31 protein-coding genes and 4 pseudogenes are annotated in these 26,281 nt (G+C 37.1%); 31 read left to right on the top strand and 4 right to left on the bottom strand.

The annotated features are described in order from the left end of the window. Positions 1-146 precede the first annotated feature (146 nt). From QNH10_RS14105 to QNH10_RS14095, 3 genes are all read left to right on the top strand, one after another. A complete protein-coding gene (locus QNH10_RS14105) occupies positions 147-407 on the top strand; it encodes a transcriptional regulator SplA domain-containing protein (protein ID WP_283732035.1) in 261 nt (86 codons plus the stop codon). Next, a complete protein-coding gene (gene splB / locus QNH10_RS14100; protein ID WP_283732034.1) occupies positions 400-1,428 on the top strand; it encodes a spore photoproduct lyase in 1,029 nt (342 codons plus the stop codon). The genes QNH10_RS14105 and splB overlap by 8 nt, the downstream gene beginning before the upstream one ends. A gap of 147 nt (positions 1,429-1,575) precedes the next feature. Then, the gene (locus tag QNH10_RS14095; protein WP_283732033.1) at positions 1,576-1,758 is read left to right on the top strand and encodes a hypothetical protein; all 183 of its coding nucleotides are present in this window, start codon (positions 1,576-1,578) and stop codon (positions 1,756-1,758) included. Between the two features lie 177 nt (positions 1,759-1,935). Here QNH10_RS14095 and QNH10_RS14090 read toward each other — a convergent pair whose 3' ends face one another. Continuing rightward, complete coding sequence (locus QNH10_RS14090) at positions 1,936-2,115, bottom strand: hypothetical protein (protein WP_283732032.1); 180 nt, start codon at positions 2,113-2,115, stop codon at positions 1,936-1,938. Positions 2,116-2,267: 152 nt separating this feature from the next. Here QNH10_RS14090 and rpmJ point away from each other — a divergent pair, with 152 nt between their 5' ends. The 14 genes and pseudogenes from rpmJ to QNH10_RS14025 all read left to right on the top strand — a co-directional run bounded on the left by rpmJ (position 2,268) and on the right by QNH10_RS14025 (position 9,443). Next, the gene (gene rpmJ, locus QNH10_RS14085) at positions 2,268-2,381 is read left to right on the top strand and encodes a 50S ribosomal protein L36 (RefSeq protein ID WP_283732031.1); all 114 of its coding nucleotides are present in this window, start codon (positions 2,268-2,270) and stop codon (positions 2,379-2,381) included. Positions 2,382-2,563: 182 nt separating this feature from the next. Then, a pseudogene (locus tag QNH10_RS14080) lies at positions 2,564-3,036 on the top strand (DinB family protein). 42 nt (positions 3,037-3,078) lie between these two features. After that, positions 3,079-3,786, top strand: coding sequence for an HAD family hydrolase (locus QNH10_RS14075; protein WP_283732030.1), 708 nt, complete (start codon positions 3,079-3,081; stop codon positions 3,784-3,786). Beyond that, positions 3,752-3,988, top strand: coding sequence for a hypothetical protein (locus QNH10_RS14070; RefSeq protein WP_283732029.1), 237 nt, complete (start codon positions 3,752-3,754; stop codon positions 3,986-3,988). Before QNH10_RS14075 ends, QNH10_RS14070 begins: the two co-directional genes overlap by 35 nt. Positions 3,989-4,039: 51 nt before the next feature. After that, entirely contained in the window at positions 4,040-4,288 is a 249-nt protein-coding gene (locus tag QNH10_RS14065; RefSeq protein WP_283732028.1) for a hypothetical protein, read from the top strand. 160 nt (positions 4,289-4,448) lie between these two features. Further along, positions 4,449-4,883, top strand: a complete 435-nt coding sequence (locus QNH10_RS14060) for a hypothetical protein (protein ID WP_283732027.1) — start codon at positions 4,449-4,451, stop codon at positions 4,881-4,883. 56 nt (positions 4,884-4,939) lie between these two features. Then, on the top strand, positions 4,940-5,164 hold the full coding sequence (locus tag QNH10_RS14055; RefSeq protein ID WP_283732026.1) for a hypothetical protein: 225 nt from the start codon (positions 4,940-4,942) through the stop codon (positions 5,162-5,164). Then, a complete protein-coding gene (locus tag QNH10_RS21225) occupies positions 5,164-5,313 on the top strand; it encodes a hypothetical protein (protein ID WP_430541066.1) in 150 nt (49 codons plus the stop codon). Before QNH10_RS14055 ends, QNH10_RS21225 begins: the two co-directional genes overlap by 1 nt. Beyond that, the gene (locus QNH10_RS14050) at positions 5,271-5,711 is read left to right on the top strand and encodes a DUF1963 domain-containing protein (RefSeq protein WP_283732025.1); all 441 of its coding nucleotides are present in this window, start codon (positions 5,271-5,273) and stop codon (positions 5,709-5,711) included. Before QNH10_RS21225 ends, QNH10_RS14050 begins: the two co-directional genes overlap by 43 nt. A gap of 121 nt (positions 5,712-5,832) precedes the next feature. Continuing rightward, entirely contained in the window at positions 5,833-6,459 is a 627-nt protein-coding gene (locus QNH10_RS14045; RefSeq protein WP_283732024.1) for a hypothetical protein, read from the top strand. Between the two features lie 221 nt (positions 6,460-6,680). Then, positions 6,681-7,577 (top strand): serine hydrolase domain-containing protein, encoded by an 897-nt coding sequence (locus tag QNH10_RS14040; RefSeq protein ID WP_283732023.1) that lies wholly within the window; start codon positions 6,681-6,683, stop codon positions 7,575-7,577. A gap of 180 nt (positions 7,578-7,757) precedes the next feature. Continuing rightward, positions 7,758-8,408: a hypothetical protein gene (locus QNH10_RS14035; RefSeq protein ID WP_283732022.1), complete on the top strand. Its 651-nt coding sequence runs from the start codon at positions 7,758-7,760 to the stop codon at positions 8,406-8,408. A gap of 34 nt (positions 8,409-8,442) precedes the next feature. Continuing rightward, positions 8,443-8,958, top strand: coding sequence for a GrpB family protein (locus QNH10_RS14030; RefSeq protein WP_283732021.1), 516 nt, complete (start codon positions 8,443-8,445; stop codon positions 8,956-8,958). 146 nt (positions 8,959-9,104) lie between these two features. Then, positions 9,105-9,443 (top strand): hypothetical protein, encoded by a 339-nt coding sequence (locus QNH10_RS14025; protein ID WP_283732020.1) that lies wholly within the window; start codon positions 9,105-9,107, stop codon positions 9,441-9,443. A gap of 399 nt (positions 9,444-9,842) precedes the next feature. On the opposite strand, the pseudogene QNH10_RS14020 reads toward QNH10_RS14025, so the two are convergent. Beyond that, a pseudogene (locus QNH10_RS14020) lies at positions 9,843-10,220 on the bottom strand (transposase); the annotation flags it as partial. An 8-nt stretch (positions 10,221-10,228) separates the two neighbouring features. Then, positions 10,229-10,486: pseudogene (locus QNH10_RS21220) on the bottom strand (NAD(P)H-binding protein); the annotation flags it as partial. 221 nt (positions 10,487-10,707) lie between these two features. Here QNH10_RS21220 and QNH10_RS14015 point away from each other — a divergent pair. The 7 genes from QNH10_RS14015 to QNH10_RS13985 all read left to right on the top strand — a co-directional run bounded on the left by QNH10_RS14015 (position 10,708) and on the right by QNH10_RS13985 (position 20,678). Continuing rightward, positions 10,708-17,391, top strand: a complete 6,684-nt coding sequence (locus QNH10_RS14015; protein ID WP_283732019.1) for an S-layer homology domain-containing protein — start codon at positions 10,708-10,710, stop codon at positions 17,389-17,391. A gap of 595 nt (positions 17,392-17,986) precedes the next feature. Next, positions 17,987-18,175, top strand: a complete 189-nt coding sequence (locus QNH10_RS14010; RefSeq protein ID WP_283732018.1) for a hypothetical protein — start codon at positions 17,987-17,989, stop codon at positions 18,173-18,175. A gap of 68 nt (positions 18,176-18,243) precedes the next feature. Next, a complete protein-coding gene (locus QNH10_RS14005; protein ID WP_283732017.1) occupies positions 18,244-18,435 on the top strand; it encodes a hypothetical protein in 192 nt (63 codons plus the stop codon). A 301-nt stretch (positions 18,436-18,736) separates the two neighbouring features. Further along, positions 18,737-19,183, top strand: coding sequence for a GNAT family N-acetyltransferase (locus QNH10_RS14000; RefSeq protein ID WP_283732016.1), 447 nt, complete (start codon positions 18,737-18,739; stop codon positions 19,181-19,183). Positions 19,184-19,373: 190 nt separating this feature from the next. Continuing rightward, on the top strand, positions 19,374-19,511 hold the full coding sequence (locus QNH10_RS13995) for a hypothetical protein (RefSeq protein ID WP_283732015.1): 138 nt from the start codon (positions 19,374-19,376) through the stop codon (positions 19,509-19,511). Between the two features lie 209 nt (positions 19,512-19,720). After that, positions 19,721-19,987: a CD3324 family protein gene (locus tag QNH10_RS13990; protein WP_283732014.1), complete on the top strand. Its 267-nt coding sequence runs from the start codon at positions 19,721-19,723 to the stop codon at positions 19,985-19,987. Between the two features lie 256 nt (positions 19,988-20,243). Then, positions 20,244-20,678: a GNAT family N-acetyltransferase gene (locus QNH10_RS13985; RefSeq protein ID WP_347178062.1), complete on the top strand. Its 435-nt coding sequence runs from the start codon at positions 20,244-20,246 to the stop codon at positions 20,676-20,678. Between the two features lie 147 nt (positions 20,679-20,825). Here QNH10_RS13985 and QNH10_RS13980 read toward each other — a convergent pair. After that, positions 20,826-21,664: pseudogene (locus tag QNH10_RS13980) on the bottom strand (tyrosine-type recombinase/integrase). Positions 21,665-21,826: 162 nt separating this feature from the next. On the opposite strand from QNH10_RS13980, the gene QNH10_RS13975 reads away from it, so the two are divergent. From QNH10_RS13975 to QNH10_RS13945, 7 genes are all read left to right on the top strand, one after another. Then, on the top strand, positions 21,827-22,624 hold the full coding sequence (locus tag QNH10_RS13975) for an alpha/beta hydrolase family protein (RefSeq protein ID WP_283732013.1): 798 nt from the start codon (positions 21,827-21,829) through the stop codon (positions 22,622-22,624). A 144-nt stretch (positions 22,625-22,768) separates the two neighbouring features. Continuing rightward, a complete protein-coding gene (locus tag QNH10_RS13970) occupies positions 22,769-23,230 on the top strand; it encodes a hypothetical protein (protein ID WP_283732012.1) in 462 nt (153 codons plus the stop codon). A 117-nt stretch (positions 23,231-23,347) separates the two neighbouring features. Then, the gene (locus QNH10_RS13965; RefSeq protein ID WP_283732011.1) at positions 23,348-23,593 is read left to right on the top strand and encodes a hypothetical protein; all 246 of its coding nucleotides are present in this window, start codon (positions 23,348-23,350) and stop codon (positions 23,591-23,593) included. 484 nt (positions 23,594-24,077) lie between these two features. Further along, entirely contained in the window at positions 24,078-24,494 is a 417-nt protein-coding gene (locus QNH10_RS13960) for a hypothetical protein (protein WP_283732010.1), read from the top strand. A gap of 141 nt (positions 24,495-24,635) precedes the next feature. Beyond that, on the top strand, positions 24,636-25,025 hold the full coding sequence (locus QNH10_RS13955) for a hypothetical protein (RefSeq protein ID WP_283732009.1): 390 nt from the start codon (positions 24,636-24,638) through the stop codon (positions 25,023-25,025). Between the two features lie 255 nt (positions 25,026-25,280). Then, positions 25,281-25,568, top strand: coding sequence for a DUF3221 domain-containing protein (locus tag QNH10_RS13950; RefSeq protein WP_283732008.1), 288 nt, complete (start codon positions 25,281-25,283; stop codon positions 25,566-25,568). 204 nt (positions 25,569-25,772) lie between these two features. Next, complete coding sequence (locus tag QNH10_RS13945) at positions 25,773-26,204, top strand: YhfM domain-containing protein (RefSeq protein WP_283732007.1); 432 nt, start codon at positions 25,773-25,775, stop codon at positions 26,202-26,204. Positions 26,205-26,281 lie beyond the last annotated feature (77 nt).

Raw genomic sequence — 26,281 nt, 5'->3', positions numbered from 1 at the left:
CTCCAAGGAACAATACCAAATCCTAATATGCGCTAAGACATAGCATTTATGTATTTATTTCATTTTTCTATCCAGTGGTCTTAGGTTTATTATCAAAGATATGGGTCATAGTAAAATGGATAGCAAAATGGAGTAGGAGTGAGGAAATGCCAGAAACGAACGATTCTTATAAGGCGGGGGATATTGTCTACGTTTTTTACCGAAATCCCCATACTCAGGATGTAGCAAATGTACAGTCCGCTGCTGTAGTCAATCATCCCGAGGAACCCGATAAACTTGCTTTATTTCTTTATGAAGATTATTATCCATTATCCAATGAAATGGCCGTTTATTCTTCAGAAGAGGATGCGAACCAAGCTTATAATTACTATTTAGGAGATAATGAAGTAGGTCGTTTGGATGAATAAGCCGTTTACACCTAAGCTTGTTTACTTTGAACCGGATGCTCTCAATTATCCATTAGGCAAAGAACTATTGGATAAATTCGAGAAAACCGACGTTGAAATTCGATACACAACCTCCCATAACCAGGTTAGAAATCTTCCTGGTGAAAATGATTTTCAGCGATATCGAATTGCCAAATCTACACTTGTAGTTGGAATAAGAAAAACACTCAAATTTGACACGTCAAAGCCTTCTGCGGAATATGCAATTCCGTTCGCCACAGGTTGTATGGGACATTGTCATTATTGCTATTTACAAACTACGATGGGAAATAAACCTTACATTCGAACATATGTGAATGTGGATGAAATCTTAGATGCCGCTGATCAATATATGGCTGAACGAGCTCCAGATTTCACAAGATTTGAAGCATCTTGTACATCCGATATTGTTGGTATCGATTCTTTGACGCATACATTGAAACGGGCTATTGAGCATTTCGGAAAATCAGAATATGGGAAGCTACGCTTTGTCACGAAATTCCATCATGTTGATCACTTATTAGATGCAAAGCATAATGGAAAAACCCGTTTTCGATTTAGTGTAAATGCTGATTATGTCATCAAGTATTTTGAACCTGGGACCTCACCTTTAGCGAAACGAATTGAGGCTGCGGGAAAGGTTGCACGGGCTGGATATCCTCTTGGTTTTATTGTTGCTCCTATTTATCTACATGAGGGCTGGCAAGATGGATATTATCATATGTTTGAACGTCTGGATGCAGAATTGCCACCTGAGGCTAAAAAGGATCTTACCTTTGAGTTTATCCAACACCGTTTTACAAAACCGGCAAAGCGAGTTATAGAAAAAAATTATCCCATGACAAAATTGGAATTAGATGAGGAAAAACGTAGATACAAATGGGGTAAATATGGAATCGGAAAATACATTTATCAAAAAGATGAAGAAGAAGATATAAAAAGTCATCTCTATGCTTATATGGAAAAATTCTTTCCGGAAGCAAAACTGGAGTACTTCACCTAAAAGTCACCAATAAAACTATTGAAGCCTTTCACACCTTCTTTACGATGAGGAAGGTGTATTTTTTTGAGTTATTTTTCTGTAAATAGTCAGAAAACAACTGGTGTATTCTGTTATAATAGACGATAGGAAAAATAAGGGAGTGTAATCATGCACACATCGCATATTATTTGGGGGAATTATCCTGAAACCGAGGATTTGATCAAGGAATTGCAGCAGAATGAATTCGATATGATCACTGTCGTTGATGCAGAAATTAAGGATGGTAGTGTGCTAAAGCGCGGGGATATTGTCTACGCAACAAAAAGAATATGTGGAAGCTACGCGGATTGAAAAGCTAAAAGAAATCCATTATCATTATTGCCCTGATCAAGAAGAAAAGTGGAGGCGCTCAACAGAGGATAGTATTGAGGAACAAAGATATCTATGTTGAATTTGTTGTGTATTATGATGAGTTAATAAGAAAAAACGACAGAAATCGACTCTGTCGTTTTTTGTTTAATATATGATTTAACAGTCGATACAATCATCGTCATTTTGGTTATTCTTATCGTTTTTTCTATTCTTATCGTTATTATTAAAATCGAATTCTCGACCGAATTCCGTGCGCATTTCATTTTGATTTTTATTTTGATCGTTGTTACGATTTTTGTCTTGATTATTGTTTTGGTTTCTGTTGTTGTTTGACATTTTTATCACCTCCCAGCGTTATGATGGATTCAAAAATCTTTTTCAACACATGTGAATTAATCCCATTTCTGGAATGGTATGCTGTCATGTTAATAGAAGATTAGGGAAATATAAAAAGGGAAGTGATAACATTATTGAATTGGGGATTACAAATGAAGGTTAGACCGTCAGTGAAACCAATTTGTGAAAAATGTAAAGTTATTAGAAGACGCGGTAAGGTCATGGTAATTTGCGAAAACTTTCGACATAAACAAAGACAAGGTTAACTTTTCGGAACAATGGAAAACCATAAGCCGAATCCAATCTGAATCGGATGGAATTTGGCTTATTTGTCTATTAAATCTAATACAATATGAAGATGTTTTTGTTTTAGAAGGTATCTATTTGGGTTTGTCGAATTAGTAAGAATTAGTAATGATATTTATTCTTGGAACTGGGGGAAACGTTCATGCAAACATTTTTCAAATATAACTGGATGGTAAGGGAAGAATGGTATCGATGGTGTGAAGAGGTTAGTGAAGAGGAACTACTGCGAACAAGAACTGGTGGAGTTGGTAGTATACTGCAAACACTCTTCCATGTAATCGATGTGGAATGGAGCTGGATTCACTTTTACAAGGGAAATCAGACTTTGAAGGAGATTTCGGTGACTATAAAAGTTTGGATCAGGTTCGAAAACTGGATGCTGAATTTCGCTCGGAAGTAGAGGAATTTGTGAATAACTGGGATAACAGCATGGAAAGTCAACTATTTTACGATACCCTGCAAGATGGCAGGATTGTAACGGATACCTGGGGGGAACTTATGCGACATATCATAGCACATGAAATTCACCATATCGGACAATTATCAGTATGGGCAAGGGAGATTGGGAAAAAGCCAGTTTCTGCAAACTTTATTGGACGTGGTCTGATCTCTTAATCATTCACAGTTAATATACGAGGTAATTAAGGGAGTGGGGAAATGATAAAAGCTGTCCTATTTGATTTGGACGGAACTTTGTTAAATCGCGATGAATCTTTAATCGGCTTCATAAACAATCAGTATGAACGATTGAAGAGATATGTTGGTCATGTATCGAAAGATCAATACATTAAAAGATTTATTGAGCTTGACGAGCGTGGGTATGTAAGGAAAGACAAGGTATACCGCCAACTAATTTATGAACTTGAAATTGTAGAGATAACTTGGGAGGAACTTTTACAAGACTATATTGATAATTTCAGGTTCAATTGTGTTCCTTTTGATAACTTAATACAGATGTTGAAAGATTTAAAAAGCGAAAAATTCCTTTTAGGCATGATTACAAACGGATTTGGGCAATTTCAAATGGATAATATTAAAGCGTTAGGCATTGAACGATATTTTGATGTAATCCTGGTTTCTGAGTGGGAAGGTGTAAAAAAACCTGATCCTGAAATTTTCCTTAGAGCATTGAAACAACTAAATGTTTCACCTGAGCAAAGTATATTTGTCGGCGATCATCCTGCAAATGATGTAAAGGCTGCTCGAAGTATCGGCATGAAAGGGATTTGGAAAAAAGATCCTCAATGGGAAGATGTTGACGCAGATTTCATAGTCAATGATTTGAGTGAACTACCATGTATTATTAAAATCTTACTGGGAAGTGATTATCATGAAAACATTAAACTTAAACGACTTCCTCAATAAGCTGGAGGAAAATAAGATTTTTTATCGATTATCAAAAGTGAGGGCTGAGGCAATTATGGTGGAGGTAGCTGTCCCTGGACAGAGGTGGGAAATTGAGTTCATGGATGATGGGACAATTCAGATTGAAAAATTTAAAAGTGCCGGTGGCGTCATGTATGACGAAAGGGAATTAGAGGTGCTGTTCAATGAATTCAGCGACTAATTGAATCGGTAACTATGTTGTTGATTTATTGGGAGGGAAGGGGGATTTCCTTTGACTTCAAGTTATAAAGAGATATTTGACCGTTCGTCTATTTATTTATTAACACTATTAATATCTCCCGTTCTATTCGGGTTTTTACTGGCATTTTATTCGGCAATATCATTTGAGGACTCATGGAGTATTGGTCCAACCGTCATTGTGGTGGCGGTTTATTCATTTCCGTTCTTTGCGTTTGGAGCGTTTCCCATTTCGTTGTATATAGACTTTTCAGCTCGGACAAAAAATACCCCAATTGGTTAAAAGTATTAATACTTGGTGGTTTAGGTACTCTCGGGGGCCTTGTCGCTATTGGTCTGTTTGGCATTTTTAACTATATGTTCATCTTCGGTTTGTTCGGTGCAGTGATTTTTTTTCGTTCTGAAGCTGTTAAGCAAGGTAATAAAATAATTTCAAAGGTAGGGTGAAGGAAATAAGAAAATATATATGTATTTGTTTGCTGTTGTTTTTAGCTGCTTGTCAATCTGTACAGGTAAGTGACAGCTCCCATATTACACTGGAAGAAGTAGTCATAGCATTACAAGGCAAAGGTGTTGATTTGGCAGAAGCTGAATTTCCTGAAAATGTATTTGGTTCAGTGCTTGAAAATGTGAAACCAGGAACGTATGAGTTAGGCGGGAAACCATTTTTTATCTTTGAGTTTAAAACGGAAAATGGTCGTGAAAATGGTGAGAAAGAATTTGATAAAAAGACTGGGACGATGGAACTCGTATCTGCCAGTACTTTCAAAAAGAGAAATATACTAATTTTTTATGTTCATGAAATAGATTTTAATTCAGATAATGTTCCATTCGAAAAAGAAATACAAGAAGCAATAGACGGCATTAGCGAAGGGTAAAGATATGGCCGTAATACTCTCCATAAAGTGACGATTATTAAAGGGAGGTAAAGAAAATGCAAGATTTGCATACGCTGTTGCAAAAATACGATTTACTTCATAAAGAGTCCGCTATTTTAAATGCCGCAAAAACGTCAATTAAAATCATCAAACATAATATGGAGGATAACCAAATACCATTAGGTTCCTCTAAAATTGGTGGTTTACCAGATATGCCGGAAGACTGGGCGTTTCCAAGCTATAAGAATCGCTCGCTCTCTTTTTGGGGCAATTCAATTTAATGGAACTAAATCCATATAACACGGAAAGTCATCTACCAACTAATGGTATCCTTTATCTATTTTATGATGTTGTAGCACAGCCGTGGGGATTCGAAGAAGATGAGGGTTGCTTTGGGTTTTATACTTTGACGGGGAAGAAAAAGAGTTAAAGAGGAATGAATACCCGGAAGTGACGGAAGATTACTTCCCTATACCTGTATTTCAAATTACATACGCAAACATCCTTACATTGCCAAAGTATCCAGAAGGTATGGAGTTTAGTGAGGATGAACAAGATAACTATTTTGTAATGAGGCAAGAACTGATCCAACCGAATAACGATCCTGCGCACTACCTATTGGGGTATCCATTTAGCATTCAAAATGATGTTTTTGATGAGTTTGATCTGAAACCGGAAGAAGCCATTCTGCTTCTACAGATTGATTCGGATGAAGAGGATTTAAAATTATTTTGGGGCGATTCAGGCATCATTTATTTTTGTATAGATAAGACCTCACTAACTAATTTGCAATTTGATAAAGTTCAGTTTACATTACAATGCTATTAAAATAAATTAAAATAAGAACAAGTTCGTGAAGGTTTACACTTAAACTAACGCAGCAGGTTAGTTGAAGAAGAAAATAGAATGTGCAATTTATATTTATTCAATGATTTGGGAGGAATTGTAGATGGAGTGGTCCCAATGGTTGCAAGGAGGTCCTTTCCTCGAAGTTAGTTTCTTATTGGAACTTAAAGAAAAGAAAACGAAAACAGTACAGGATATTATTAATAATCTATCAAAGGTTACAAATAAAATTGAAATTGTTGACGAAAACGTTGATGAAATTATTGATTTTTTTAATAGAGGTTATCCCTATGATGAAGAAAATCCGCAAACCATTAACTTGCACTCATTAAGATTAAGATTATATGTCTATTTATTAAGGAAACGTAAGGCGACATTACAATTAGAAGTGGTTTCTCCGAATGCACTAATGGTTAATTTTTGGTTTTATGGAGATGAAAATGATGAACGAGAAGGTGACCAAGTTGGAATAATGAAAGAAGAATTTACAGGCTTTACAAGTTTTTTTAAAGAATTGTATTCCATTTATGAGTTTAAAATCGGTGGAATTGCATTCGAAGAAGATGTACTGAAATTATTTGGGTTCGAAAAAACATACCCGAATGAATGTTTTCGTTACGAAAGCGCATCTCCTACACATTTTTTAAAAGAACCCTCTTCTTTTGTAAATATAATTTGGAATAAAATACGAGAAATTAAGCCATATTCCTTACAATTACAAAAGGCTTGATAAGGAAGGGATACTTATTGAAACAAGTAATTTTAACGTCTAACCTTCTTCAACGGGTGCTTTACTTAAAGATCATTGAACTGCTTGAGGGCTCATTTCTTATTCAACTAACGCATCAGTTTAATTCAATAAAGAAATATTATTAAAGAGCTAAAAATGGATCTGCATTAAAACCTAAATTAAAGAAGACAAAAGATATATAAGGGGGGATTCCGGGGCCAATGAAATCCTTAACCGAATTTGAAAATGTACTAAAAAAAGATAAAATTGATAGCGTCCTTGTCCAGAGGAATAATGCTGTGATATTTGAATACTATCGAAACAATAAAATGAAAGAAAAACAACACAAAATATATTCTGTCACAAAAAGTATCTTATCCGCACTGATCGGGATTGCAATTGACAAAGGGTATATCGAAAATGTTAACACACCAATAAGTAATTACTTTCCGGAATTTAATGAAGATAACGAGAATCAGAAAATCACAATCAAGCACCTACTAACAATGACTTCAGGGTTACACTGGCCAGGTAATAATGGTATGATACCGAGCAAAAATTGGGTGAATTTTGTGCTTCAGCAACCCATTGATAATCCCCCTGGAAATGAACTCGTCTACAGTTGTGGCTCTTCACAATTATTAAGTGCAATCTTACAAAAGACTACTGGATTAAATACAGAGGTTTTCGCCAAAAAGCATTTATTTACACCTCTAGGAATTACAGATTATAAGTGGAACCGTGATGCCCAAGGAATAGCCATTGGTGGATTCGGATTAACAATGAAAACGGCTGATATGTTAAAAATTGGTACGCTGTATTTGAGTAATGGACGATGGAAATCCAAACAAATTGTACCCGTTCATTGGATTGAGGAATCTACAAGTCCCAAAGTCAAAAGTAATGATACTTCTTCATACGCATATCACTGGTGGAATGAACAATTCGACAATCAATTAGGTACGATCTTTTTTGCATACGGACGTGGGGGACAGTATATTATTGTCGCTACTGAGTATCAATTAGTAACGGTTTTCATAAGTAACATTAAAGATGAGACATCAAGACCTTTACATTACTTTAAGGATTATTTAATACCTTATGCCGCCAGTCAGTAAGTACTTTTCGGTCTGCATTAGGTTAGTATCTAGTTTTTTCAACAAACGAGTGCTTTACTTGAAGATCGAAGTTGCTACACGGCTCTTTATTCATATTTAACTAACGGAGCAGATCTGTGAAAGATTGGTGTTTAACTTGTGGGCAATAATCCGTCCAAGTAATAGTGGGAGATGAGTACTGTGGTTGAAAGTAAAATTGATTATTATGAAGAGGAATCTCAGCATTTTAAACCTTTTAAACACTTTTACGGACGTATTAAAGAAATGGAAAATGAATCGAATTATGGAGCGGAAGTTGCTTCTAAGTGGAGCGAAATTGTCAACCAGTCTCTTAGGCATGAACTTTATCCAGTAGTCCATCCAATTGGGCAAGAGACGTTCTCCTTATATGCAGAGTTCCCGACAGGGGTGTTTGAGTACGCTTTTGATATAGATCGTGCTACTTCACTTATAAAAAATGAAAGTATTAAACCTGTTGTTTTCGATCCGCTTGAAATTATAGTTTCCGTTGATGAAGGTAATATAAATACAGATACTAGTAATATTAAAACTAACCATAAGAACCCTGTCATGATACTTCAAAGTCAATATTTAACGGAGAATAAACTATATTGTATCAATGGGAATCACAGGATATTCGAGGCCTATCGAAATAACGAAAAACAAATTGAAGTGTATTTATTTAAAGACCTTGAATTCGATACTTTTTTCTATGATGTTTTAAGTAAAGCTTTATACTTTTTGGAAATGGATTACAGTAATGTAATCAAAAATGAAGGAAACTCTCTAAAAGGGGAGAATACTGCCTATGCATTTAATTTTAATTGCTAAAGATGCTGGAGAGTAATAGAAAGGGGCGGACCCAATGGAAAGAGTAAACTTTCATAATCAAACAATTTTTAAACGTGATGCAGAGAAAACTTTCAGCTCTCAAAAAGAACTCATTCAAGATCTCATTCCAAACGCTGATGTACAACACGTTGGTAGTACTGCTATACCAAACAGTCTTACCAAGGGAGATATAGATATTCAGATTCGTGTTTCCAAGGTTCAGTTTACTCAAGCTGTCGAAGCACTCTCTACCCTATATGAGTCCAATGAGGGAAGTGTAAAAACAAATGAGTTTAGGGCATTTAAAGACGATGCAAATACTCCCCCTTTAGGTATACAACTGACTGTTAAAGGTTCGGAACTAGACTTTTTTTGGAAGTTTCGAGATGTTTTACTGCAAAATGATCGGTATAGAATAGAGTATGATGAATTAAAAAGGAGCTTTGAAGGATTAGAGATGGAAGCGTATAGAGAAGCAAAAGATCTTTTCTTTAGCAAGATAATGAGAACCCCTGAATTCAAGCAATTGAAAACCGATATAGATAAGTAAATAAAGATTTTACTTTATATAATTTCTTTAACTAACTTGTAAGGGTAGCTAATTCTTATTGAACTAACGGGGCAGGTTAGTTGAATAAGGAATGATTGTAACTGAAGAGGACAAACTAAACCTAAATATAATTTAGGGTGATGTAATTGGATAAAAGTAAACCTCTACTATTGGTTTTATTTAGTATACTAATTTGTGGGGTGTACTATGGAACAGTAAATGCACAACTGAACGATACTCCTCCCTCTTTTGAGGAAAAATCTACTGAAGTAAAACAATACACCCCTTTAGAACTCCAGTTAGAGTCTTTTATAGGTGGTCTGCACGTAGGCGAACCGAAACAAGCAGTTGAATTGTGGATATTAGGCGTGAATAATCGAAGTGGTGCCGTTCAATATACGATGTTGTCCCCTTCGCTTCAAGAAAAATCAAGGAGTAAATTTGAGGAAACGCTGGGTAACAGGGCAGTCAAGCCCTTGGGTTAATAACTTTCGTTTCACCAAAGAAGAAAAGCTTAGCGAATCCAAAATGCGGTATACCGTTAATTACGATGTAGAGACATCTACACAGAATTTAGTAAATGGGCAGAAGATTATTATGGTAGAAAAGAATCTATACCATTTAGAGAGTATTGGTTTATTTCATCAATAACAACGAAATATAATGAATGGGAAGCATTTACCCAGCTGAGACAGTTTTAAAATAGAGCATTGCAGTTAATAATCAAATAAAGAGCAAAGTTTGTGAATAAACGTACTTAAACTAAACCAGCTAATAGTTTGTCAACATTTTTTAATGAAACATTATTATACTTAAAAAAGGATATACCAAATAACCTTCCTCATAATCTATTGGAAGGTTTTGTTTTATTTGGTTATTGCTTCTTATGCGTTATCTACCAAAGTAGAATTGGTTCTTAACAGGGCATAAATCCAATGTAAAAGCTTATTTGCACAAGCAATGACAGCTACTTTATAGGGTTTTCCTTCTTCACGTTTCTTATCGTAGAACGCCCGCATTTTCTTGTTGCGTGGGATAACTTCTTCAGTAGTTTTCATTTTGCGGCCGTCCCGGATTGCACATTTGACGGCCATGAATAGGGCATGTCTAAGTCTACTTGATCCTCTTTTGGTGATCCTGTTTACAGTTCCTTTGAATCTGCCGGATTCAAAGATAGTCGGATCTATTCCAGCGAACGCAACCAGTTTCTTTGGATGATTAAACCGATCAATTTCACCGATTTCGGAAATAATCCTAACGGCACTAGTAGTTAGTATGCTATACCTACACGTGATTTAATAAATTCGTTGCTTGTAATCTGCTTGTACGTAAATTCTGTTGTATCCGATACATGTATTTTTACTCCATCTATCGGCAAAAATTCCCGTTCCACACGATATTCACTTAATTGTTCTCCATCCGGTAAATACGTTGGACATACAATCGTCCATTATAGTTGTGATTGTTTGAGCACTTTGTGATGATTATCCGCTGCACGGGTTGGTTTACGCTTGGATTCACTTGATTGATTGGGCGCAAGCTTACGGACCTAATGCTGATTTGCCGATGAATCCTGCAGCTATTCAACCTACAGGAAATAATCAGCCACACAATAACATGCAGCCGTATGTTGGCATAATTTATATTATTGCGCTGCAAGGTATTTATCCACAGCGAGGGTAGCACAAAGGGGAAGTTCATGGTTATGTTGGCCATTTACTTATAGATATTGAGAGAAAGGGGGGACAAATGAGACAGATTGCTGTTTTGTTAAGTGTTTTGTTATGTGTGAGTGTTATATTTCCATATGTTGGTGTGGAGAGAGCTCATGCAGCGGGGACGACAGCAGGGGATACTCAGACCATTGAATTACCCGCACAGGCAGATTTGATGTGGGACAATGAACTCGGTGTCATGGATCATGATGCGGGATATATCCCCATCGGACGGTATTTATGGGAAGGAACCGATATCGTTATCGGCCGAGAAGCCATACGATTCAACTTGGGGTCCATACCTGGAACACCTGTCAAATATGAATTGAAGCTGGGTGTCTCTTCAAGAACGAGCAGTACTGATTTGCAAATTAATGTGTTTGGTTCGGAAGATAACACGATGTTAGATAGTGACACTGTGTTTCCAACTTGGGATGAATCAGCTTATGTTCGGAAAGAGAGTTCAGAGATTATTCCCAGAGAGTATTTGACGTTTGACGTGACGAGCCTTGTGGAGACATACACGAGTGAAACAGATCGTGATATGACGTTTGTATTAAAAGGAAATGAAGCAGAAACGGCACTTGCGCGAATTCGGTCATATGCAAAAGAGAATACGGATCCAGATCCTTTATTTCCAAAATTAGTAGTTACTTATTCATCGAATGAACCACCGACTGGGTCTATTCAAGTCAATGGAGGCTCCGATTATACGAGCTCTACGGATGTTACATTAGACCTTAATGCATCGGATCCGGAGAGTGATCCGATTCAAATGAGGTTTTCAAATGATGGCGTAACATGGAGTGACAGTGAACCTTTTTCAAATAGCAAGTCATGGACATTGGTAGATGGGGATGGCGAGAAAACTGTTTATATGAAATTAACTGATACGGCTGGGAATGAAGCCATTTTTAGCGACACCATTTTGTTAGATACAACAGCACTAGTCGTAACCGGTGTGGTCGATGGTGGGAAATATAACACCGATGTCACGATTACGTTTGATCAAGGAACGGCGACGCTAAATGGAGCTGTTTTTACTTCAGGAAGCCGTGTAAGTGCAGAAGGTTCATATGCGTTAATCGTAACGGGTGCGGGTGGAAGTACGACGATTCACTTTAGTATTGATAAAACAGCACCGACTGTAAGTGGTGTTGAAGATGAAATACATTACAAATATGAAGCTACGCCTGTTTTTGTCGATGCTAACCCGGGAGTTTTCGCGACGTTAAATGGGAAACCGTTTAGCAGTGGAACGAGGATTAGTGCAACAGGTGAATATTCTCTTGTCGTAACAGATGCGTATGGAAACAGTGTGACAATTAATTTTGTTATTTATAATGATGATGAACATGGGAAGATGAGAGTAAATGATTTAACGAGGTTTCATTTGATATCAGTAGAAATAGAGGTTTGGAAGAATTACACTAACTTTCAAGTTCACCTGTCGAACGATAAGGTAAATTGGGTTGATCTAAATGATTTAGATTTTCATCATTTATTTGACAATTACTTCGTTGTACTTTATTGGGAAATTCCAAGAGGGGATGGTATTAAAACGGTTTATGTTAGAATAACTGTTGAAAATGGAGATTCCTTTATTCTTAGTGACACGACTGAACTCGAAACGGTTCCACCTATTGTAACAGGTGTTGAGAACTTTGGAATATATAATCGGGATGTAACGATAGAGTTTAATGAAGGCACTGCGACGTTAGATAATAACTACGATTTTAAATCCGGAACTGTTGTTAGTGCTGAGGGTGAACATTATTTTTACGTCTACGATAAAGCAGGAAACTCTACGGATGTTATTTTTGTTATTGATAAGACAAAACCAGTTGGAACAATTGCCATTTCAAATGATGAGGCAGTGACGCATTCGAAAGAGGTTCAGCTTTCGTTGACAGGAACGGATGAAAATTTTTTTCATAATTATATAAATATGCAGTTTTCAAACGATAGGGAAATTTGGAGTGGAGTTGAACATTTTTCAAACAGTAAGCAATGGACATTGGCTGATGGGGACGGCCAGAAAACTGTCTATATGAGGTTAATTGATGCAGCTGGTAATGAAGTCATTTTCAGTGACTCAATTCTGTTAGCAATTCCACCAGTCGTAACCGGTGTGTTCGATGGTGGAAAATATAATACTGATGTCACGATTACGTTCGACAAAGGAACGGCGACGCTAAATGGGTCACGATTTACTTCCGGAAGTCGTGTAAGTGCAGAAGGTTCCTATACGTTAGTTGTAACGGATGCGGGTGGAAGTACCACGACAGTTCAATTTAGTATTGATAAAACAGCGCCGACCGTAACCGGTGTAACGCATGGAGAGTTTTACAATACGAACGTCAAACCAGTTTTTATCGATGACAACGCGGGTGTTGTTGGTACGCTGAATGGAGTGCCATTTAGTAGTGGAACAGTGATTACTGATGAAGGTGAATATTCACTTGTTGTAACGGATGCGTATGAAAACAGTGTGACGGTGGAATTTGTTATTGACAAAACGGCTCCTATTGGAAACGTTAATCTTATTAAAAAAGATTATCTTGTAAATTCGAGATTGGTAGAATTGATATTAACGGGTGATGATGACTATTTATTTCACGTCCAATATTCGAATGATGGAGATACATGGACAGAATTAGAAGATTTTACGAACAGAAAAGATTGGACTTTGACAAGTGGGGACGGGACGAAAACGGTTTATGTTCGAATGGTTGACGTTGCAGGGAATTCATCTGTGTATACTATCTGGATTACGTTAGATACGACTGCACCGGTTGTGTCTGGTGTGACGAATGGTGGCGCATATAACTCTAATGTGACGATCACATTTAATGAAGGAAAAGCGACGTTGAATGGAGATGCGTTTGCTTCCGGAGATGTTGTGAGTGCTGAAGGTGATTATACGTTAGTCGTAACGGATTACGCGGAAAACGTCACGAACATTCATTTCAGTATCGATAAAACAGCACCAACTGTTAGTGGGGTAACGAATGGAGCGTATTACAACACGAATGTAACACCTATTTTTGAGGACGATCGTTCAGGGGTTTCGGGTACGTTAAATGGAAGTCTGTTTGTCAGTGGAACGGTTGTTTCGGCTGAAGGTGTTTACACGCTTGTCGTTACGGATGCGTATGGAAATAGTGTTACGGTGACGTTCGCGATTGATAAGACAGCGGCGACTGGAAGTATTGTGATTTCAGGTGGAGCAGCTTATACGAATTCCGAAGCGGTTACGCTGACTTTATCTGCTTTCGATACGCATGCCTTAAGTGTTCAATTTTCAAATGATGGCACAGCGTGGAGTGCAGTCGAGAGCTTTGTGGAAAGTAAGTCATGGACATTAAGTAGTGGCGATGGAACGAAGACTGTTTATATGAAGCTAACGGATCTCGCTGGGAATGAATCTGTCTATAACGACACGATTGTGTTAGATACGGTTGCACCAATTGTATCAGGAGTTGTGGATGGCGGAAAGTATAATGTTGATGTGACGATTACGTTTAGTGAAGGAACTGCAACGTTAAATGGAGCAGCATTTACTTCCGGAGGCGTTGTTAGTGCTGAAGGAGATTATACGTTAGTTATTACGGATGCAGCAGGGAACATGACGACGGTTCAATTTAGTATCGATAAAACGAAACCTATCGTGAGTGGGGTAACGGATGGACGTTACTACAATACGGATGTCACACCGATTTTTAGTGATAATAATCCTGGTGTCGTAGGTACGTTAAATGGAAATCCGTTTGTTAGTGGAACAGTCGTTTCAGCGGAAGGCGATTACACACTCATTGTGACGGATGCATATGGAAATAGTGTAACGGTTACATTTACGATTGATAAGACAGCGCCAGTTGGAAATGTGTCGATTGAAAGTGGAGCTGCTTATACAAATACAGGTACAGTCACTTTATCGTTAACCAGCTCGGATCTTCATTCCTTCAAAGCTCAGTTTTCGAATGATGGAATAACGTGGAGTACAGTAGAAGACTTTATGGACAGTAAAACATGGACATTAAGTAGTGGCGATGGGACGAAAACGGTTTACGTGAAGTTAACGGATATTGCAGGAAATGAATCAATTTTTACTGACACGATTATTTTGGATACAGTGGCGCCAGTTGTAATGGGTGTTACAGATGATGGTAAGTATAATGCCGATGTAACGATTACGTTTAATGAAGGAACGGCTACTCTTAATGGCTCAGCGTTTGAGTCAGGAAGTCGAGTTAGTGCCGAGGGGAATTACACGCTTGTCGTAACGGATGCGGCAGGAAATGTAAGATCGATTCAGTTTAGTATAGATCAAACGCCTCCAACTTTGAGTGGCGTGACGAATGGTCAGTACTATAATACGAATGTTACACCTATATTTACGGATAACAATCCGGGAGTCGTAGCGACTTTAAATGGTGTTTCGTTCATAAGTGGAACGGAAATCAAAAAGGATGGCGAGTATACACTGATTGTGACAGATGCCTATGGAAATCGTGTCACCGTCACCTTTACGATTGATCAAACATTCCCAACAGGAAGTATTGTGATTTCAAAAGGTGCCGCATACTCGAATTCGCCTAACGTTACCCTTCAATTAACAGGTGCAGATCGTCTTGCGTTTACGGTGCAGTTTTCGAATGATGGCGTTTCGTGGAGTAGTGAAGAGGGCTTTGTGGAAAGTAAAGCATGGACATTAGCGAGTGGTGACGGAACGAAAACAGTTTATATGAAGTTAACGGATCTCGCAGGAAATGAATCTGTCTTTAGTGACACGATTGTGTTAGATACAGTTGCACCAGTTGTGTCTGGCGTAGTAGAAGGTGGCAAGTACAATTCTGAAGTGACGATTACGTTTAATGAAGGAACTGCCACGTTGAACGTTGAAGCATTTGATTCCGGAAATGTGGTTCGTGATGAGGGTGATTACACAATCGTCGTTACGGATGCAGCAGGGAATGTGACAACGGTTCACTTCAGTATCGATAAAACAGCACCAACGGTATCAGGTGTTACAAATAGTTCGATTTATAACTCGAATGTCACAATCAGATTCGAAGATAATCGAGCTGGCGTCTCGGCTACGTTAAATGGAGTCGCATTTGTTAGTGGCACTGAAGTTACCGAAGATGGAGTGTATACACTTATTATAACGGATGCGTATGGCAACAGTGTGACGGTTTTATTTACAATCGACAAAACAGCTCCTACTGGTAGTATTTCAATTCGAAATGTTGCTGGTGAAACAAAAGTACCTTCTGTCGTGTTAGATTTAAGCGGAATCGATGCGACTTCACTCAAGATGCAGTTTTCGAATGATCATGAAACATGGAGTGAGCTTGAAAATTTTGCAAGCACGAAAGAATGGGAATTGATTCATGGAGACGGGCCAAAAACGGTGTATATGAGGCTAATCGATGCAGCAGGTAATGAAGTCGTGTTCTCCGATACGATTATTCTTTATTCTGGCACGAATGCGAATTTAGCGGATCTCGAATTATCGGAAGGAACGCTTAAACCTGCGTTTTCTGCAGATACTTTCGCATATGAGATGAGTGTTGGAAGGCATGTTGGTGTTATTGATTTCACCGCAATTTTGACAGATGCAAAGGCTACAGTGAAAATTAATGGGAAGGCGGTTGTGAGCGGAGATAAAGAAACGGTAAAACTCGAATATGGCAAAAATACCGTGAAAATCGAAGTCGCTTCTTTCGATGGATCGGTGGTAAAAAAGTATGAAGTCGTTGTCAATCGAGCATACCCACCACCAGCACCAATCCCACCTCAAAGTGGGGTTAAAGAGGTAGAGGGGCAGTATGAAGATGTATTCTTTGTTCACGCTAAATTTGAAGGCAATTCCAATTTGAAATTTGATGTGAAACCAATTGTCGGAAGCGTAAAGAAACCATCCATTTATTCGTTAAGTCATGCATTTGAAGTAAAGTGGATTGGCGATGGGGTTGATAAGTTTACGATTGAATGGAAAGTGAAATTGCTTGAAACGAACATTCCAAATGGATTTGTGAAACAGTTATTCATATGGGATGGCAAGACGTGGCAGCGCATTGAGTCGACAGAAGTGGAAGGCTATTTAGTTGGAACTTCTAACATGATCGGTGTAGTAGCTGCGTTTGCAGTACCGGAAGTAGTTCCTGTAGTGAATGATGTTGATGGGCATTGGGCTAAGGCAGATATTCTTCGTGGCTTGGAATTAGGGATTACGACTGGATATGCAGATGGAACATTTAAGCCTGAACTGAATTCAACGAGATTACACTATACGATTATGTTGATGCGGGTTTTAGGACATCAGGGAGTAGAACAGCCTAAGGGTAAACTTCCGACAGATTGGAAGAGCATTCCGGAATGGGCAAGACCGTATGTGTACGAAGCAATGGACCTTGGCGTAGTCACTGGGTATGGTGATGGAACATTCAGAGCTGGGGCAGAGATTACGAGACTTCAATTGATGGTGATGATTTCGAGAGCTTTAAAGTTAGAAACTAACGATACAGCTGTGCTCGCTCAGTTTAAAGATGCGAATGAAATACCGACTTGGGCAAGAGGTCATGTTGCAGGAATTGTGAATGCTGGCTATATGAAAGGAAACCAATACGGTGAACTTTCACTTAGTGAGAAGGCGACTCGTGCACAGGTGATGACGGCGTTACTGAGAATGTTTGATAAAGGAACGGAGTAAGAGTGGGACCAGTCACCTTTTTTGGTGATTGGTTTTCTTATTAATAGAGTGGTGATTCTATGGGCGGATAGCAGAGACCTATGGAGGAAGGCAATTAGATTAAACTCTATAATAGAAGGTAGTAGCTTCCACAATAAAAAATAATCCGTCCTTGAGTGGCTAGCTCTAATAGGATGGATTATTTCGCCTTATGCTGACCCCATTGATAGGAACCTGTTAGTATCAGACCGCCCAATGTTAGCAGCATTATGCGGTCCTTTTTTATTGCATATGGATAGATAATCGATCATTTCCCAACAGTTATCAATCAATTTCCACAGGTTATCGTTCATTTCCCCACAGTTATCAATCATTTCCCGAGTTATATTGTCATTTTGTGACCTTAGACCTGATTGGCACAAGAAATAGCAGCATCGTATAAATTTATGTGCCTTTGTTAATGCCAAACACTCGCTAATTGGATATTGGAAAAAAAGATTTTAGAAAGATGAGAAATCTATGTTAAAGTAAATTGAAGATTGTGAAACGGATTATTCAACTAACACAGCAGTTTAGTTGAACAAGAAGATTAGATGGAATATTAAGGAGGGAATAAATGACCAAAGATAAAAAAGGAAGGAAAAAAGTACACCGTAAAGTAATACATGGGACGACACCTGTAGAAAGATTTCAAGAAATACACGGGATGACAGTAGAGGAATGGAACGAACAACAATTCAAAGCTAAAACTGGAATGACACCCAGGAATGGTATACAAAACAGGTTAAATCTACAACACCTTTAGATTTTATTAAAGAACACTACGATACGGTTACCGAGGATGATATAAAGCTTGTTAAGGATTTGCAGTTATTGGGATTAAAAGATGGCGTAATAAATGTATTACTTGACTATGTTGAAATTTTTAGTAGAATCGGAATGGTTCACCCGTTGGTAAGAGAAATGGGTAAAAATTGGCACAAGGAAAATATATTAACTGTTGAAAAGGCTATGGTCTTTGTTAGGGAAGAACATAAGAAATACAAAGAGTCATCAGAGAAGTAGTTATTAGTAAGGTGTCGCTACTTGGAAATCCTTCTTGAACTAACGAGGCAGGTTAGTTGAAGATGGTTGTTTAACCTGTGTTCAACAATCGGGCCATTATGTGGCATAGAGCTATAATAATAAAGTGATGCAATGCGACTATATCAATGACTATTATCAAGGAGAACTGATTCAAAATCAATTGGAGCATTAAGTTCTAGGATTTCCAGGTTGTATTAAGATTTATTTGCTAATTCCACTTTTCAAAAGTTGAATTATATACATTAAACAGTCATAACTATGTTTGGAAGGTGATATTGCTTTGCTAGAGTTAAGAAAAATTAATAGTGACAATTATGAAGAATGTTTAAACTTGCGTACAATTGATACCAATGTGGACTTTGTAGATTCTGTAGCGTGGTCATTAGCCGAAGCGTGGGTATTTTATGATGATTCACGCCCTTTTGCAATTTATGCCGATAATGTGATGGTGGGTTTTGTTTCAATGTATATTGGCGAAAATAACCCCCAAATCATAAATTTTATGATAGATAGCCGTTTTCAAAAAAGAGGCTATGGATCAGCAGCGGCTAAGCTTTGTATTGAATATTTGTGTAAAGAATTTAATGCAAGAAGGATCTCCTTACCAGTTAATCTAGAAAATAGAACCGCACAAAAATTTTGGAGCAACATCGGCTTTGAAATAACAGACGATATGGAGGATGGTTATCTTTATATGCGGTTGTACATACCAGAAAAATATGTCTGAGTATATGAAAATGGAACCCATTTCCATAATCGGGCGCAATTGTTTAAGAAGCGTCTCTGTTTTTATTAAACTAACGGGGTGCTTTACTTGAAGATCATTGGGCTGAATAGACGGCTCTAACTGGTGCTTATTAAACTAAAGGGGCAAGTTTAAGAGTGTAATTTAACTTGAGTCCAACAATCGGGCCATATTGCTGAATGAATTGGGTATTGCATTGGAGTATGGGAAGAGAATTTTTCTTCATTATCCAGATGAACTAATTTGGATTTTGTCTTACACTTTGAAGGATATCGGTAAGTTATTGCCGAAGTGGTTAAAAGAAATCTAACTGTAGTTGTATAAGGACGGAAAGGTGAATTGCTATGACAGTAAATAGGGGAAAGTTAAAGAACAGCTCTATGCAAAGTTTGCACTATGAACAACGGCGGTTGTTTGTATAGGGCTAGAAATTGATTTCCGCCTGCAAAGTGATAATTTGTTTGTAGTAATGACTTTGCTACCTTGAAAATTTATTCTATTTTAAGGAGCGAGGCTAACATGAAATATGTAAATGCAAAAAGTATCTTTCCAAAAGAACTGCTGGAGGAGATACAGAAGTATGTAAATGGAGAAATGGTTTATGTCCCTATTTCAAAGGGATTACAAAAGAAATGGGGAGAAAGGTCAGGGAGTAAAAATTACTTAAAACAGAGAAACCTTGAGATCCGACAACGTTTTTCCGTTGGGGTAACTATAGAACAACTTTCAAATCAATTCTTTCTTTCTCACGATAGTATTAAAAAAATTGTTTACTCAAAAGAATAGTTTTTATATGTCACATTGGACTAAATCTGATGTGACTTTTCTATGTAAAGAACGTTTTATAATCGTTTATAATATATATTCATCGGCCTACTCTTATTACAATTACAGCATATACAAATACTATTTTAAAGGAGAAGCCTATGAAAATTGATGTTCGTTTAACAGATAAAAGTGAAGCATATATTATAAAAAACTTATATCCTTTATACCTATATGACCTTTCTGGACATTATGGTAGAACCCCAATGTTCACGGGATATATGAGGATAGTGACGATTTTCGAACATTAAATGATCAGTATGAAGTTCAAAATATTTGGTGGGAAAAGCCAGAAGTTTTATTCCCCTATGTAATTTTAGTAGATGGGATTCCAGCAGGGTTTATCCTAATAGCAACCCCACCACATTGTAATGAAGGAATTGACTATTTTGTAAATGAGTTCTTTTTAATTCAATCATTAAGAGGGAAAGGTATTGCTGAAAGAGCAGCAAATATAGTATTTGACCAATTTAAAGGGAATTGGGAGTTGTTTACTAACCCATTAGAGAAAAACATTGCTGGAAAAAAATTTTGGAGGAGGTCACTATCAAATTACACTAATGGAGTCTACACTGAAACAAACGGGGAAACGTTTAATGGACAACAGACTATTTTCCGATTTGATAATTCCGGAAAAAAATATTCCAAATAGCTTATTTTAATATTAGGTAGTGTAAGTTGAATAGACTATGAACTTCCATAATCAGGCACGATTGTTATGTAAGCGTTTCTGATTTTTTTACTAACGGAGTGCTTTAGTCAAGTAGAGCCATGTCTGTTAAGACGTGGCTCCTTACATTTAAAAGTACTTCTGATAATACTCTTTCCTTAGCCTTCCGCTTAATTCAGCGTATATCCTTGTAGTTTCACTTTTCTCATGTCCCAAAAGACTTTGTATGACTTCAATAGGAGCTCCATTATTCAATAAATGAGTTGCATAGCTGTGTCTAAGTTGGTGTGGATGAATCTCTTTGTTGATTTCGGCACGATTAGAAATTCGCTTGATGATGTATCGCATTTGGGCGACACTCATTTTTTGTGGCTGCCGTGCTGTCACAAAGATGGCAGGATTATTGTCATTCCGGCTTTCAAGATATCGTTTAAGCCATATGATGCAACGTGTATTGAAATAAACTTCCCTTTCTTATCCCCTTTTCCTCTAACAATCGCGGATTGGTTGGTCCAATTAATATTGTTCTTTTCTAAGGCAACTATTTCTCCAATTCGACAACCGGTAGAAAACATGAATTCAAAAATCACTTTTTCTATTGGGGTATGACAGGATTCACGAAGGTGTTCAATCTCTCTTTCGGTTAAATGGTTAGGTATATGCTTACCGACTTTGGGTTCTTTAATCTTGGAAGTTGGATTCTTACTCAGGTAGCCTTCTTCATGAGACCAACGAAAAAAAGATTTCAGAAATCGGATATGATGTGCAAGACTGGCTGGTTTTAAATGCTTACACGATACGGCAAGATATTCCTTCAGTTTATTCGTATTCAGCAAGTCCATCTCTACATCCTTAAAATAACTGATTAGTATCGTAGACTGTAATTGATAGGCCTTCAACGATTGTGGTGAAAAACCCTCTATCCGTTTATCAGCTTCAAACGAAGACCATGCTTTTGACAATAACAATTCCATTCCCCTAAGAGAGTAATATTAAAGGGATTATTGCCAACTTAATAGAAGTATAGTCATATGGAGTATTTTCACTAACGGAGCAGGATACTCAATAAAGAGGAGTAGTGGGTTCTTCTTGTTGAATTAAAGTGGTGGCGTTGGAAGGGAGTTTTTATATTGACAAAAGTTTTTCATATACCTTATGGAGATCACCCGTCCCAATTCGGTGTATTGCGTATACCAGATATTCCTGGACTTAGTCCAGTAGTTGTTACAATTCATGGTGGTTTTTGGCAATCAAAATACGGACTTGAAGAAAATACACCACTTGATGAAGATTTGACTCGTCGTGGTTATGCTACTTGGAATATTGAATATCGTCGAGTCGGAGAAGATGGTGGAGGTTGGTCAGGAACATTTATTGATGTTATTGATGCTGTAAACCACCTCACTCAACTTCAGGAACGCTTTAAGCTCGACCTCTCGCGGGTGGTTATCCTTGGGCATTCAGCAGGGGGACACTTGGCTCTTTGGTTGGCATCTCGGTATAACAAAGTTCAAACGGACGGGATAGGTAATACTCTTCTTATTCCTATACGGAGTGTAATAAGTTTGGCAGGGGTTTTAGATTTGAGAAAGATGTGGGAAATCCATGAAGAAAAAGGGATGACTAGTCCAGTAGCTTCATTTATTGGTGGATCACCACAAGAAGTATCTGAACGTTATAGGTTAGCTTCACCGATAGAATTGTTGCCTTTGAATGTCGAACAAATATTGATTCATGGTGAATTAGATCGTCATGTTCCAGTTGATTTGAGTATTGAGTATCATCGTAGGGCTATTGAACAGGGCGATAAAGTTCGTTTGGTGGTACTTCCAGACGTGGAACATTTTATGGTTATTGATCCGTCATCATCGGCATGGAAGTCAGTGACCGATTCACTAGAAAGTTTAAAAGTAAGTTCAGGTTCTTAAACTAATGGGTGCAATAGTGGATGATTAGGGGCCGTATGGCATCCTTGCCTTCTTGTTGAACTAACGCGGCAGAATAGCCGAACTAATTTTGTAACTTTCAAATAATTATTTACGTCTAATCATAAACTTTAAAGGTGGTTGTTTATGAATAAGTATTTCTTTATATTTGTAGTTCTTTTAGTTCTTATCATTGCGGGTTGTTCAATAGAGGGAATGTCAGGAGTGTCAGGAGACAAGCCGCCAGAAGTCTATATAGTAATTGATAATGATAAATATGAAACGAAACTTGGCACCTATTGTTGGACAGGTGGTTGTGCCGATACAGTTGGACCTGTTGAACTATTAAAAGAAAAAGAGCCTATTAAAGTGACTCCTGGTGAGAAAATAACTTTTAGCATGGACTACAAACCAAAACCAAATGAATTCTATCTTGTTCAGATAAATGGAAGTAATGAAAGCGGAGTTCTGATTGAAGAAAATGGTTTTTCTGCACCAATACAAAAGGGTGTTTATTATTATTCTTATGGAGTATGGTGGATGGATGAAAAGAATGAGAATGTATCCTTTGGAGATGCATTTTATGCATTTGTTTTAGAAGTAAAGTAGTACTTTAAAACGACCAGGTGCTTTACTTCAATAAGGTAGTAAAGCACTTTTTTTATTGAACTAACGGGGCAGGTTAGCATAATAGATGATGAGAAACTTGGAAATGAGGTGGACTCAATGGAGAATGTTAAATGGATAAATGGAAGCCATAAAGAGGATAACCGTATTTTTGACTCGGAGTTTGAAGTTAAAGAATGGACAGAAGCATTATATCCAGATTTTGTTGCCTATTTAAGTAATAAAAATAATGTAGGATATGCCACACCTGATGAAAAGGTAATTAACTATTTAGCATCTCTTTTCCTCAATGGGCTGATTATAACAATTTACAAATCGATGTCTGTACAGAAAAAACAGAAATAAATGGTCAAATTATCTATAAAATTTGGACAGTGAAATTATAATTATTTTTCACTAACGGGGCAGTTTAGTTCATTAAGTGGTTTGGTTAATTGCGGTAAAATATCATAAGATATAGGTGGGATATTATTGGACTTTTATTTTTTCTTAAATATGTTTAGAAATATAATTGCTACTTTTTTCCAAAATGGCATTTGGGTAATCGGCTTTTTTTACTTGTTAATTAAGACATTTGAAAATGATAGACTTAAGCAATTCTCTAAATATGTTATAGGTATTGTTTTGGCAATATTATTTATTTATTCAATACAAGTAAGTAGATAAACTTTCTTCTTATTTAACGGATAGCTTTACTTGAAGATCATTGACCTGTTAGAAGACGGCTCATTTCTTATTAAACTAACGCAGCAGTTTAGTTGAAAAGTGTATAGAACAATTAAGTAACTTATTTTACCGTAGTCAGTCTAATGGTACGAGGAGGGATAACGTGAAAGTACCAAGATTATTTTTCAGTTTGGTTTTTTTCGTAATATTAACTGCTTATGGATGTTCCAGTTCATCAGGTTCTAGTTCATCAGGTACAGGTAAGTTAGAAGTTCATAGTCCTGGAAATCCTAGTGCCGAAGAAGTTCTAACATCAGACCCTGAAGCTGATATATTTCAATTCGAGGGTTTAATTTACGTTAATGGAATTGACTGGGTCGGGGAATTAACTTTAACAAAGGGCGCGCAAGTAGGGGAAATCAAAAAAAGAAATGATACAGATACAAACTTTGAAAATGAAATGTCAAATAAGCTACCTGTTGGTGCAAAGATTTTTTCACCTATCGAAAAGAAAGGTCCTATTTTACTCGTGGAATCCGAAGGAAAAATCTTGAAGTACCATGCACTTATAGAGGGTTAATGAATTTTCCTATATTCCGAAACGGGCGCAATTGTCGTTTATTTAACTAACGGGTGCTTTACTTCAGGAAGGAGTAAAGCCTTTTTTCTTATTGAACCAACGTAGCAGACTAGGAATGTCTAATATATCGGAGGTGTGCCTATGCAAAGGATTTTAATAGTAACAATTCTTGGAGTTGTTATATTAGCAGGTTGTTCTTTGGTTGATGGAAAATCAGAGAATGAAATACAAACTGTTTCGAGTGCAAGCTGGGTAACTGAATTCGTTACATGGGGGAATGAATCTTATGTTGTTACAGAAGAGGAAGTTAATGAAGAGGAAATAGGTGCTGAAATTGGCGAAGTTACTTTCTATTCTCAACAAGAAATTTCTGACACTAGTGGGAACTTCTCAAATAAATATAAAGAAGGAACAAAGTATTATGAGATAACCGATATTAATAAAAAGGAAGCAATAGCTATCGAAGTCAAAGAGGGAAAGTTTCTTAAAGCTGTTATATTTGAAATATGGAAAGAAGAAACTTTTAATTAGATAGGATTTCTTCTTCAACTAACGAGGTGCTTTAGTAAAATAGAGAAACGCCTTCTGTTGATTCTTAATATTGGTACTCATAACCAGGAGAAAAGATATCCTCGTGAATAAAAATGGTGAAAGGGGTGTTTTCTTGGTTACGTATCGGTATCCATCATATAAAAGGTTATTAGTTACCTGTTTACTTGTTTTGGCATTATCATTCCTCTTCAACGGACTCTATCCAATCAAAGATCTTCAGTTGATGTAATCGATATGCCAGATGATTATATAACCATAGAGGGTTATGTGGTTTCCAAAAGAATTGATACTGTATGGTTAGCGAAAGAACCAGTAAGCGTATGGGGGAGATTAACAGGATACTTTACCTCGAACTATGGAATGGATAGTATCATCGTGTCAAAACACAATGTTGCTGAGAATCACAACATATTTGATGACCTGAAGATAAACCAAGAAGTACGTGTTTATGGTGACAACCTAAGAGAATCGCTTCCAGGTAAAATTGCAGCTTATTACATTGAAATTATCAGTAATGATTAGATATGGCTATCAACAAGTATCAATTTATATTGGAAATCATTAAGCTATCGGAACAGGATATTTGAAATACAATGATGAGCAGGTGCAACGGAGTGTACTCTTTCTTCTTCAACTAAAGCAGAATAATTATGAAAATATGGATTTAAAAAGGGGATGTGTCTGTGATCTATCTAACCGTTCAGAGTTCTGAGCGTAAAAGGAGGCATGAATTTTAAGACGTTAAAATTACTCATTAGCTTAATCGGGATATTTTCAATTTTATTAGTAGGTTGTTCAAACGATTTACAAAACACGGAACTAAGTATAGTAGTCGAAAAGCGTATTGGCGATGAAAATAACTATGAAGACTTTAGAGAGGTCACTGATAATGAGCAGGTTCAAAAATTGAAAGAAATCTTAAAAGATGCAAATTGGATAAATGCAAAAGCAGAAATGGTAACCCCACCTGATTACAGATTTGCATTTCGTTTTAAAAATCCTAACATTGAAGCCAAAGCGGTATTATATGAACTATGGATCACTCCAAACATAGATAAAGTAGTACTCATTGGAGGAAATCAATATGTCAAATTAGACATAGACAAGTCAGCAGAGCTATTTAAAATCGTTACAGGAGAAGAATTAACGGACCAGTGAAGCATCAGCAAATTGAACTTGTATTAGCTATTCCACTAACGGGTTTAGTTAAATAAGGACATCTATACAATGAGCTC

It is taken from the genome of Sporosarcina thermotolerans (assembly GCF_030067815.1).
Classification (GTDB): Bacteria; Bacillota; Bacilli; order Bacillales_A; family Planococcaceae; genus Sporosarcina; species Sporosarcina thermotolerans.
The sequence above is the reverse complement of the archived record's forward strand: the minus strand, read 5'-3'. Positions and strand labels throughout refer to the sequence as shown.